Annotated in this window: 10 protein-coding genes and 2 pseudogenes; 11 read left to right on the top strand and 1 reads right to left on the bottom strand. The window is 69.3% G+C overall.

From position 1 onward, the window contains the following. Nucleotides 1-389 precede the first annotated feature (389 nt). The 11 genes and pseudogenes from Y694_RS16555 (at nucleotide 390) to Y694_RS16505 (ending at nucleotide 10,016) form a co-directional block, all read left to right on the top strand. Nucleotides 390-602, top strand: coding sequence for a hypothetical protein (locus Y694_RS16555; RefSeq protein WP_036234464.1), 213 nt, complete (start codon nucleotides 390-392; stop codon nucleotides 600-602). 14 nt (nucleotides 603-616) lie between these two features. Continuing rightward, a complete protein-coding gene (locus tag Y694_RS16550; protein ID WP_036234461.1) occupies nucleotides 617-3,583 on the top strand; it encodes a formate dehydrogenase subunit alpha in 2,967 nt (988 codons plus the stop codon). 14 nt (nucleotides 3,584-3,597) lie between these two features. Further along, a complete protein-coding gene (gene fdh3B / locus Y694_RS16545; protein WP_011828769.1) occupies nucleotides 3,598-4,230 on the top strand; it encodes a formate dehydrogenase FDH3 subunit beta in 633 nt (210 codons plus the stop codon). Further along, nucleotides 4,227-4,472, top strand: a complete 246-nt coding sequence (locus Y694_RS16540; protein WP_011828770.1) for a hypothetical protein — start codon at nucleotides 4,227-4,229, stop codon at nucleotides 4,470-4,472. Before fdh3B ends, Y694_RS16540 begins: the two co-directional genes overlap by 4 nt. Nucleotides 4,473-4,520: 48 nt before the next feature. Beyond that, nucleotides 4,521-5,686: pseudogene (locus Y694_RS16535) on the top strand (formate dehydrogenase subunit gamma). Between the two features lie 14 nt (nucleotides 5,687-5,700). Then, the gene (locus tag Y694_RS16530; protein WP_011828772.1) at nucleotides 5,701-6,129 is read left to right on the top strand and encodes a hypothetical protein; all 429 of its coding nucleotides are present in this window, start codon (nucleotides 5,701-5,703) and stop codon (nucleotides 6,127-6,129) included. Between the two features lie 54 nt (nucleotides 6,130-6,183). Further along, nucleotides 6,184-6,582 carry a DUF4399 domain-containing protein gene (locus Y694_RS16525; RefSeq protein WP_231497735.1) on the top strand — a complete coding sequence of 133 codons (399 nt, stop codon included), beginning with the start codon at nucleotides 6,184-6,186 and terminating at the stop codon, nucleotides 6,580-6,582. A gap of 87 nt (nucleotides 6,583-6,669) precedes the next feature. Further along, nucleotides 6,670-7,569, top strand: a complete 900-nt coding sequence (locus tag Y694_RS16520) for a formate dehydrogenase accessory sulfurtransferase FdhD (protein ID WP_036234458.1) — start codon at nucleotides 6,670-6,672, stop codon at nucleotides 7,567-7,569. A 32-nt stretch (nucleotides 7,570-7,601) separates the two neighbouring features. Continuing rightward, a complete protein-coding gene (dcd, locus tag Y694_RS16515) occupies nucleotides 7,602-8,171 on the top strand; it encodes a dCTP deaminase (protein WP_036234456.1) in 570 nt (189 codons plus the stop codon). Between the two features lie 480 nt (nucleotides 8,172-8,651). Then, nucleotides 8,652-9,002 carry a hypothetical protein gene (locus Y694_RS16510; RefSeq protein ID WP_011828805.1) on the top strand — a complete coding sequence of 117 codons (351 nt, stop codon included), beginning with the start codon at nucleotides 8,652-8,654 and terminating at the stop codon, nucleotides 9,000-9,002. 129 nt (nucleotides 9,003-9,131) lie between these two features. After that, the gene (locus tag Y694_RS16505; RefSeq protein ID WP_036234453.1) at nucleotides 9,132-10,016 is read left to right on the top strand and encodes a neutral zinc metallopeptidase; all 885 of its coding nucleotides are present in this window, start codon (nucleotides 9,132-9,134) and stop codon (nucleotides 10,014-10,016) included. A gap of 43 nt (nucleotides 10,017-10,059) precedes the next feature. Here Y694_RS16505 and Y694_RS24935 read toward each other — a convergent pair. Further along, nucleotides 10,060-10,448: pseudogene (locus Y694_RS24935) on the bottom strand (c-type cytochrome biogenesis protein CcmI); the annotation flags it as partial.

The raw sequence follows: 10,448 nt of genomic DNA, 5'->3' as shown, positions 1-10,448 counted from the left end.
GCGACTGTGGCACAGCCTCACGTTGCCCGCGCCGCGGGCCGGCGGCGGGCGCGCGCGGCGTCGTGCGGCGGGGTGACGGCCGGACAGTGTCCGAGCCACTCCCTGGGACTTTCCCGCATCCTGCGGCCCATCGCGCTGCGACAGCCTGTCGCGCCATCGGTGGTCAAGCTGTCGATCTCCAGGGGCGGTGCGCGACAGGCTGGCGCGGGCTCCGCGCTGCTGCACTGCAGCGTCCTTCCCGGGGCTGCTGCTGCGGGGTTTCCCTTTGCGCAGTCACGCACGGCGTGCAAAAGCCAGGACTAACATAGGAATGGAATTGCCGAAGTCGGCGATCAGCTCGATGCCAAGGCACGCGCGCCCCACCGGGCGCAGAGACCCAGGAGTCAGCCATGAACGATCCGAAATCCAAGCTCTCGCGCCGCCACGTCGTGGCCGGTGCCGGCACCGTGGGGGCGCTGGCCGCTGCGGCGGTGGTGCTGCCGGGCGCACGCGAGGCCGAGCCCGCGGCCGCCGCGGCGGTTCCCCTGGCCGAAGCCGGCGAAGCCGCCGGCTATCGCCTCACAGCGCATGTGCAGCGCTACTACCAAACCACCAAAGTCTGAGTGCCGGAGGTCCCATGTTGCTCACGCGCAAGTCGCCTGATGCGGGCTCCGGCTCGCCCGCATCGTCGCTGGTCTCGAGCCTCTCGCGCGGCCTCTCGCGCGCCATCCCGACGATGGACCGTCGGTCCTTCCTGCGCCGCTCCGGCCTGGGCGTGGGGGCCGGTCTCGCCGCCGGGCAGCTGACGTTGGTGCGCAAGGCGCAGGCCTCGGATGCGTCCAAGGCCGAGGCGGGCCCGGGCAAGGTGGAGGTCAGGCGCACGGTGTGCGGTCACTGCTCGGTGGGCTGCGCGGTCGACGCGGTGGTGCACAACGGCGTGTGGGTGCGCCAGGAGCCGGTGTTCGACTCGCCGATCAACCTGGGCGCGCACTGCGCCAAGGGCGCTGCGCTGCGCGAGCACGGCCGCGGCGAATACCGCCTGCGCTACCCGATGAAGCTGGTGAACGGCAAGTACGAGCGCATCAGCTGGGACACCGCACTCGACGAGATCAGCGCGCGCATGCTCGAGCTGCGCAAGCAGAGCGGCCCGGACTCGGTGTTCGTGGTCGGGTCGAGCAAGCACAACAACGAGCAGGCCTACCTGCTGCGCAAGTGGATGAGCCTGTGGGGCAGCAACAACTGCGATCACCAGGCACGCATCTGCCACAGCACCACGGTCGCGGGCGTCGCGAACACCTGGGGCTACGGCGCGATGACCAACTCCTACAACGACATGCAGAACGCCCGCATGGCGCTCTACATCGGCTCCAACGCCGCCGAGGCGCACCCGGTGTCGATGCTGCACATGCTGCATGCCAAGGAGACCGGCTGCAAGATGATCGTCGTGGACCCGCGCTTCACGCGCACCGCGGCGCGTGCCGACGAACACGTGCGCATCCGTTCGGGTTCGGACATCCCCTTCCTGTTCGGCGTGCTGCACCACATCTTCAAGAACGGCTGGGAAGACAAGCAGTACATCAACGACCGCGTGTACGGCATGGACAAGGTGCGCGAGGACGTGCTCGCGAACTGGACGCCGGACAAGGTGCAGGAGGCCTGTGGCGTCGACGAGGCCACCGTGTTCCGCGTCGCCAAGACCATGGCCGACAACCGCCCCGGCACCATCGTCTGGTGCATGGGCCAGACCCAGCACACCATCGGCAACGCGATGGTGCGCGCCTCGTGCATCCTGCAGCTCGCGCTCGGCAACATCGGCAAGAGCGGCGGCGGCGCCAACATCTTCCGTGGCCACGACAACGTGCAGGGCGCCACGGACGTGGGCCCCAACCCCGATTCGCTGCCCGGCTACTACGGCCTGGCCGAGGGCTCGTTCAAGCATTTCGCCAAGACCTGGGGCGTGGACTTCGAGTGGATCAAGAAGCAGTACGCGCCGGGCATGATGACCAAGCCCGGCATGACGGTGTCGCGCTGGGTCGACGGCGTGCTCGAGAAGAACGAGCTGATCGACCAGGACAGCAACCTGCGCGGCCTGTTCTTCTGGGGCCATGCGCCGAACTCGCAAACGCGCGGCCTGGAAATGAAGAAGGCGATGGACAAGCTCGACCTGCTGGTGGTCGTCGATCCCTTCCCGTCGGCCACCGCGGCGATGGCGGCGATGCCCGGCAAGCCCGAGGACCAGAACCCCAACCGCGCCGTCTACCTGCTGCCGGCGACGACGCAGTTCGAGACCAGTGGCTCGTGCACCGCGTCGAACCGCTCGATCCAGTGGCGCGAGCAGGTCATCGAGCCGCTGTGGGAGAGCCGCAACGACCACATGATCATGTACCAGCTCGCGCAGAAGCTGGGCTTCGACAAGGAGCTGACGAAGAACTACAAGCTGGTCGCCGGCAAGGGCGGCATGATGGAGCCCGAGCCCGAATCGATCCTGCGCGAGATCAACAAGAGCGTCTGGACCATCGGCTACACCGGCCAGAGCCCCGAGCGCCTGAAGGCGCACATGCGCAACATGCACGTCTTTGACGTGAAGACGCTGCGCGCCAAGGGCGGCACCGACAAGGAGACCGGCTACTCCCTCGACGGCGATTACTTCGGCCTGCCTTGGCCGTGCTACGGCACGCCGGAAATGAAGCACCCGGGCTCGCCCAACCTCTACGACACCTCCAAGCACGTGATGGACGGCGGCGGCAACTTCCGCGCCAACTTCGGTGTCGAGAAGGACGGCGTCAACCTGCTGGCCGAGGATGGCTCGTTCTCCAAGGGTGCGGACCTCACCACCGGCTATCCGGAGTTCGACCACGTGCTGCTGAAGAAGCTCGGCTGGTGGGACGAACTGAGCGAGCCCGAGAAGGCCGCGGCCGAGGGCAAGAACTGGAAGACCGATTCGTCGGGCGGGATCATCCGCGTCGCGATGAAGAACCACGGCTGCCATCCGTTCGGCAACGCGAAGGCGCGGGCCGTGGTGTGGAACTTCCCCGATGCGATCCCGAAGCACCGCGAGCCGCTGTACTCGACGCGTCCGGACCTGGTGGCCAAGTACCCGACGCACGACGACAAGAAGGCGTTCTGGCGCCTGCCCACCTTGTTCAAGACCGTGCAGGACAAGAACAAGGACATCGGCAAGGACTTCCCGCTGATCATGAGCAGCGGGCGGCTGGTGGAGTACGAGGGCGGCGGCGAGGAGACCCGCTCCAACCCCTACCTGGCCGAGCTGCAGCAGGAGATGTTCGTCGAGATCAACCCGGCCACCGCCAACGACCGCGGCATCCGCAACGGCGAGACGGTCTGGGTCCGCACGCCGACCGGCGCGCGCCTCACGGTCAAGGCGCTGGTCACCGAGCGAGTGGACCGCGAGACGGTGTGGCTGCCCTTCCACTTCTCGGGCCGCTGGCAGGGCGTCGATCTCGCGCCCTACTACCCGCAGGGGGCGATGCCGGTCATCCGCGGCGAGGCGATCAACACCGCCACCACCTACGGCTACGACAGCGTCACGATGATGCAGGAGACCAAGACCACGGTCTGCCAGGTCGAGCGCGCCTCTGTGTGAATTGGAGAGTTGACATGGCAAGAATGAAGTTCATCTGCGACGCCGAGCGCTGCATCGAATGCAACGGCTGCGTCACCGCCTGCAAGGCCGAGCACGAGGTGCCCTGGGGTGTGAACCGACGCCGCGTGGTGACGCTCAACGACGGTGTGCCGGGCGAGCGCAGCATCTCGGTGGCCTGCATGCACTGCTCCGACGCACCCTGCATGGCGGTGTGCCCGGTCGACTGCTTCTACCGCACCGACGAGGGCGTGGTGCTGCACGACAAGGACATCTGCATCGGCTGCGGCTACTGCAGCTATGCCTGCCCGTTCGGCGCGCCGCAGTTCCCGACCAACGGCACGTTCGGGCTGCGCGGCAAGATGGACAAGTGCACCTTCTGCGCCGGGGGCCCGGAGGCCAATGGCTCCGAAGCCGAGTTCGAGAAGTACGGCCACAACCGCCTCGCCGAGGGCAAGCTGCCGGCCTGCGCCGAGATGTGCTCGACCAAGGCCCTGCTCGGCGGCGACGGCGACGTGGTCGCCGACATCTTCCGCACCCGCGTGCTGACGCGTGGCAAGGGCTCCGAGGTGTGGGGCTGGGGCACGGCCTACGGCAAGCCGACCGGTGGCGCGGCGCAGCCGGCCGCGGCCGAAGGCGGCAAGTCATGAGGCGGTCCCTGCCGCGTGGTCTGGCCCTCCTCGGCGCGGTGCTCCTGGCCGCCGGGCTGACGGCGTGCGCCGACAAGCCGCAGACGGCGTCCGGCCCCAAGAAGGGCGACAGCAAGCCCTGGGACGGCAGCACCGAAGCCGGCTACACGGCGCCGGACTGGAAGCAGGGCGACCGCGCCAGCTGGGAACAGCAGCTGAGGGCCCGCAACCAGCAGCAGAACGAGTACACGCGCTCGCGCTGATGGTGCGCGACGTCGAACACCGGCCGCAGCGTTGACAGGGGGATGCCGATGACACACACGATGCTTCGATGGTGGGCTGCCGGCTGCCTGGCATGGCTCGGCAGCGTGGCGGTGGCGCAGGGCACCCCGGTCGCCGACCCGGCCGTGTCGCCTGTTGCACAGGCCGCACCGACCGCCCCGGCCGCCAGCGCGGCGGCCCTGGCGCTGCCCGACGCGAACGAGACCAACGCCCAGCGCGCCAAGACCCAGCCCTACAACAACGCGCCGTTCTGGCGTGCGGTGCGCGAGTCGGGGCAGCAACCGGGCATCAGCAACCTGCCGGGCGCCGAGAAGGGTGTGCTGATCCAGCAGTTCGTGCAGTACCCCGGCTCGCGCTTCACGACGGCGGGCGAGGCCTGGCGTGAGGTGCGCAACCGCTGGATCATTCCCTACGGCGGCGCGCTGCTGCTGATCGTGGTGGTGGCGATCGGCCTGTTCTTTCTGGCCAAGGGTCCGATCGGCGTGCACGCGCCGGATACGGGCCGCAAGATTGAGCGTTTCACCTACTTCGAGCGTGCCGCGCACTGGAGCAATGCGGTGGCCTTCGTGGCGCTCGCGGTGTCGGGCGTGGTGATGGCGTTCGGCAAGTTCTTCCTGCTGCCGGTGATCGGCGGCACGCTGTTCGGCTGGCTGGCCTATGGCTGAAGAACCTGCACAACTTCGCCGGACCGGTGTTCGCGGTCTCGCTGGTGATCGTGTTCTTCACCTTCGTGCGCGACAACCTGCCACGCAAGGAAGACCTGTTGTGGCTGGCCAAGGGCGGTGGCCTGTTCAACGGCGCCCACGTGCCTTCGCACCGCTTCAACGCGGGCGAGAAGCTCATCTTCTGGGGCGGCGTGTTTGCGCTGGGCATCGTGGTGGTGGGCTCGGGCCTGGTGCTCGACAAGCTCATCCCCGGCCTCGCCTACACGCGCGGCGACATGCAGATCGCCCACATGATCCACGCCGTGGCCACGGTGCTGATGATGGCGATGTTCCTCGGCCACATCTACCTCGGCACCATCGGCATGAAGGGCGCCTACCGCGCGATGCGCGACGGCCAGGTCGACGCCGCCTGGGCACGCGAACACCACGAACTCTGGTACGACGACATCCAGGCCGGGAAGATCCCCGCGCAGCGCACGCCGTCGCCGACACCGGCGGCCGGCACGCAGGGCGCGGCCGTGCAGTCCTGAACGGGAGCGAGACGATGCTGATGATGAACCGACCCACCCCGGGCCCGCGCTGCGTGGCCGCGGCGCTGTGCGCCGTGCTCGGCCTGGCCCTGCTGCCGGCCGCTCACGCCAAGCTCCCCGCACCCACGCCCGAAGCCAAGGCCAAGGCCGACGAGGCCAAGGCAAAGACCGCCTGGTCCGACAAGGTGGCGGCCTTCCAGCTCTGCAAGTCGATGGATCGCGTAGCCGCTCGTTACGCCCAGGAGGCCAAGGCGGCGGGCAAGGAGACCAAGCCATCGATCGCCACGCCGGCCTGCACCGATCCCGGGCCCTACCAGGTGGCCGCGACCGCCGCCACGCCGCCGCTCGAGGCCGCCGGAGCGCACTCGCCGGCCAAGACGGCGACCACCCCGCCCAGCGGCAAGGCGACCTCGGCAGAGCAGACCGGGACGCCGAAGAAGTAGCAGGGCGGTGAGCCTGACGCCCGGCACGGGCGCGTCGTCGTGAAGGAGTCTGCGATGTCCTACCGGTTCGCCTTGTTCCTGGTTTCCGCCGTCGCGCTGTCGGCCTGCGTCAGCAAGCCCCCTCCCGGCGGCAACACGCCACCGAGCGCCGCACAGGGCGTGTACTTCATCGAGCCCGTCGACGGCAGCACCGTCAGCAGCCCGGTGAAGGTGAAGTTCGGTCTCAAGGGCATGACGGTCCGGCCGGCCGGCGAGCTCGCGGAGGGCACCGGGCACCACCACCTGCTGATCGATACCGCGGGTCCGGGGCAGGGCAACGTGATTCCGGCGGACGGCAGCCACTTGCACTTCGGCAAGGGCCAGACGGAGACCGAGGTCCAGCTGGCGCCCGGCAGCCATGTGCTGAAGATGCAGTTCGCGGACGGCCTCCACCAGCCTACGGGGAAGCGATGAGCGCCTCGGTGCGCATCACGGTCCGGTGACGGCGCGTTCCTCCGCCCGGTCGAGCGGGCCGCGCTCGTTTCGGGCCACACTGCGGGCATGAACGATCAGGACCCGCCGCTGCCTCGATTGAGCCGCGCTCAGGCAGCGCTGACCCGCAGCGTCGACGTGCTCGACGAGCACGGCCAGCGCGAGACGATCCAGATCCCGGCCGAGCGCCCGTTGACGGTGTTCGTCGACAAGCGAGAGCTCGTCACGCTGATGACGCTGGGCGCCGAACCCGAACTGCTGGTGCTCGGCTACCTGCGCAACCAGCGCCTGGTCGACTCGATGCACGACATCGACTCGGTCACGGTCGACTGGGACGTGGGCGCCGCCGCGGTGAAGACGCGCGCCGGCATCGAGGATTTCGACCGCAAGACCGCCCGGCGCGTGGTCACCACCGGCTGCGGTCAGGGCACGGTATTCGGCAGCCTGATGGACGAGCTCGACACGCTGGTCCTGCCGGACCCGCAGGCCGCCCGCATCAGCCAGCGCGCGCTGGTGGCGCTGCTCGATGCGGTGCGCCGCCAGGAGAGCACCTACAAGTCGGCCGGCTCGGTGCACGGCTGCGCGCTCTTCACGCTGGCCGGCGACGACGCGCGGCTCGAGCTCTTCGTGGAGGACGTGGGCCGCCACAACGCGATCGACACGCTGGCCGGCTGGATGTGGCTGCGCGGTCTGGGCGGGGCCGACAAGGCCTTCTACACCACCGGTCGCCTGACCAGCGAGATGGTCATCAAGTCGGCGCAGATGGGCGTGCCCATCATCGTCTCGCGCTCCGGCATCACGCAGATGGGCCACGAACTGGCCACGCGGCTCGGCCTGGCGCTGTTCGGCCGCGCCACCAACCGGCACTTCTTCTGCTACAGCGGCTTCGAGCGCTTCGACGGCGATCCGTCGCTGGCGCGGCCCCCTGCCGTGCCGCCGGCCGGGGAGGGCGGGAGCCGGGCTGCCTAGAATCCGGGCTTCTTGCAGGAAGAAGCACCGCGATGAGCATCAAGAGCGACAAGTGGATCCGGCGCATGGCCGAGCAGCACGGAATGATCGAGCCCTTCGAGCCCGGCCAGGTGCGCAACGCCCCCGATGGCCACCGCATCGTCAGCTACGGCACCAGCAGCTACGGCTACGACATCCGCTGCGCGCCGGAATTCAAGGTCTTCACCAACATCTACAGCACGGTGGTCGATCCGAAGGCCTTCGACGAGAAGAGCTTCGTCGACATCGACGCCGAGGTCTGCATCATCCCGCCCAACAGCTTCGCACTGGCGCGCACGGTCGAGTACTTCCGCATCCCGCGCAACGTGCTGACCATCTGCCTGGGCAAGAGCACCTACGCGCGCTGCGGGATCATCGTCAACGTCACGCCCTTCGAGCCGGAATGGGAGGGCTACGTGACGCTGGAGTTCAGCAACACCACGCCGCTGCCGGCCAAGATCTACGCGGGCGAGGGCTGCGCACAGGTGCTGTTCTTCGAGAGCGACGAGGTCTGCGAGACCAGCTACAAGGACCGCGGCGGCAAGTACCAGGGGCAGCGGGGCGTGACTTTGCCCAAGACCTAGCGTTGGTGGCGCCGTGGCGCCGTGGCGCGGGCGCCGCGCCGGGCCGCTGTGTTGCGCTCGTGTCCCCCGCGGTCCGCCCTGCGGGCCGACCGCTCCTCCTTTACCTCGCTCCACACAGCGGCCCGTCACGGCGCTTCGATACACCGTGGATTGCCACGGTCAAAAGACCTTCGTACGCCGCGGTGGTGCGTGCGACCAGGGCGTCGGGTGAATGGCGAAGTGAGGTAGAGGAGGAGGGCCGGGCGTGAGCCCGGCACGGGGGACACGAACGCAGCCGTTCACCCGGCGCCCTGGTCAGCAGCGCTCAGCCTGATCGGCGGCGAACGGACTGTAGGAAGTTGCCTGACACGCCACTACCGCTCCACGCAGCAAGCGCTCAACTGCGGAGGCTTCGGCGGTGTATTCGCGGCATTGCGGATGTGCGGCGCCCCTAAGCTCATGACATCGAAATGCCATCCACGATGGCCCCGGAGCCGACTCATGAACCCGCGCGACCTGCCTGCCGACTATCACGACCTGCCGACGATGCCGGCCGAGTTGCTCACCGAGTTCGACGACACCGGCTTCGCGTCGATCGACGACATCGCCTGCACCCGCCTGGGCGTGAAGGCTTCGCAGACCCCGCTGGCGGTCGATGTGTGGACGCTGTCGCGCTTCCGGGCGCTGATGGCCGAGGAGGGCTGGCCGGTGCACGCCGCCCGCATGCTGTTCGACCGCGTCTACGCACACGAGCGCCTGGCCTTCGCCCACAGCAGCGCCAACCAGATCCTGCGCGAACTCGCGCTCGACCTGTTCCGCCGCATGCACGCCGACGACGGCCTGTCGCACTGAGGCCGCCGCCGCCGACGCGCGGCCGCGCCTGCTGCTGTCCTTCCCCGAGATCGCTCCCTGGCTCAGCGAGAAAGCGCGGCGCCCGGCAGTACCATGGACCGCATCGTTCGGCTTCCGGGGAGGGGCGTCATGAAGTGGGAAGGCCAGGAACAGAGTGACAACGTCGAGGACCGCCGCGGCATGGGCGGCGGCGGGCGCGGCGGACTGCCGATCGGTGGCCGCGGCATCGGTGTCGGCACCATCGTCATCGTGCTGGTGGCGGGCTGGATCTTCGGCATCAACCCGCTCACCGTGCTCGGCATCCTGAGCGGTGGCGGGGGCGCACCCACGGCGCAGGTCTCCACCGGCCCGGCCCCGGCCCCACCGGCCGACGACGCGCAGGCGCGCTTCGTCTCCGTGGTGCTGCGCAGCACCGAGGACGTGTGGACCGAGGTCTTCCGCAGCGGCCAGGCGCAATACGTGCGGCCCAAGCTGGTGCTGTTCCGCGGTGCCACGGCCACCGCCTGCGGCACGGGCCAGAGTGCGATGGGCCCGTTCTACTGTCCCGGCGACCAGCAGGTCTACATCGACCTCCAGTTCTTCGACACGCTGCACCAGCGCCTCGGCGCGCCCGGCGATTTCGCGCAGGCCTATGTGATCGCGCACGAGGTCGGCCACCACGTGCAGCAGCTGCTGGGCATCAGCGAGAAGGTGGAAGCGGCGCGGCGCGGCGGCAGCGAGGCCCAGGCCAACGCGATGAGCGTGCGCCTGGAACTGCAGGCCGACTGCTTCGCCGGCGTGTGGGCCAACCGCTCGCAGCAGGCGCGGCAGTGGCTGGAGCAGGGCGACATCGACGAGGCGCTGAACGCGGCCTCGCAGATCGGCGACGACACGCTGCAGCGGCGCAGCCAGGGGCAGATCGTGCCCGAGAGCTTCACCCACGGCAGCAGTGCACAGCGCGTGAGCTGGTTCAAGCGCGGCATGCAGACCGGTCGCATCGCCGACTGCAACACCTTCGAGGCCAGCCGGCTCTGAGTGGGGCCGGGGTGGCGCGATGCGCTGCTCGCCCCCGCTGGGCCTACTTCGCGGCCGGCTCGCCGATCTCGATCTGCAGCCCGGTCGTCCCCACGGCCACGGCGGCCGACAGGCCCTGCAGGTCGCCCGGCTGCGGCATCGCATCGCCGCTGCGCGACAGGCGGGCGCCGACCACCACCTGGGTCGCACCCGAGAGCCGGGCCGCCGGCGACATGGACAGGCTGTCGTCGAGCGTGAACTGCAGCGGCAGGTCCTTCGCCTGGCGGCGCAGGATGGCGAGCGGCATGCGAGAAGCGCCTTCGCCGGCCGCCCGCGCGAACACGAACAGCGTGTCTTCGGGGGCCACGCGGTCCTTCAGCGACGGCGCCAGGCGCACCGTGCCGCTCACCCGGGCCGGCACGCCGGCGGGCTGCGGCGGCGACGACGCGGCTG

Origin of the sequence: Methylibium sp. T29-B, assembly GCF_000576225.1 — a bacterium.
Lineage (GTDB): Bacteria > Pseudomonadota > Gammaproteobacteria > Burkholderiales > Burkholderiaceae_C > Methylibium > Methylibium petroleiphilum.
The sequence above is the reverse complement of the archived record's forward strand: the minus strand, read 5'-3'. Positions and strand labels throughout refer to the sequence as shown.

What these genes read in the sequence shown, in the direction of transcription:
- Y694_RS16555 (WP_036234464.1), top strand. Translation starts at nt 390, where the DNA reads ATGAACGATCCGAAATCCAAGCTCTCGCGCCGCCACGTCGTGGCCGGT.
- Y694_RS16550 (WP_036234461.1), top strand. Translation starts at nt 617, where the DNA reads ATGTTGCTCACGCGCAAGTCGCCTGATGCGGGCTCCGGCTCGCCCGCA.
- fdh3B (WP_011828769.1), top strand. Translation starts at nt 3,598, where the DNA reads ATGGCAAGAATGAAGTTCATCTGCGACGCCGAGCGCTGCATCGAATGC.
- Y694_RS16540 (WP_011828770.1), top strand. Translation starts at nt 4,227, where the DNA reads ATGAGGCGGTCCCTGCCGCGTGGTCTGGCCCTCCTCGGCGCGGTGCTC.
- Y694_RS16530 (WP_011828772.1), top strand. Translation starts at nt 5,701, where the DNA reads ATGCTGATGATGAACCGACCCACCCCGGGCCCGCGCTGCGTGGCCGCG.
- Y694_RS16525 (WP_231497735.1), top strand. Translation starts at nt 6,184, where the DNA reads ATGTCCTACCGGTTCGCCTTGTTCCTGGTTTCCGCCGTCGCGCTGTCG.
- Y694_RS16520 (WP_036234458.1), top strand. Translation starts at nt 6,670, where the DNA reads ATGAACGATCAGGACCCGCCGCTGCCTCGATTGAGCCGCGCTCAGGCA.
- dcd (WP_036234456.1), top strand. Translation starts at nt 7,602, where the DNA reads ATGAGCATCAAGAGCGACAAGTGGATCCGGCGCATGGCCGAGCAGCAC.
- Y694_RS16510 (WP_011828805.1), top strand. Translation starts at nt 8,652, where the DNA reads ATGAACCCGCGCGACCTGCCTGCCGACTATCACGACCTGCCGACGATG.
- Y694_RS16505 (WP_036234453.1), top strand. Translation starts at nt 9,132, where the DNA reads ATGAAGTGGGAAGGCCAGGAACAGAGTGACAACGTCGAGGACCGCCGC.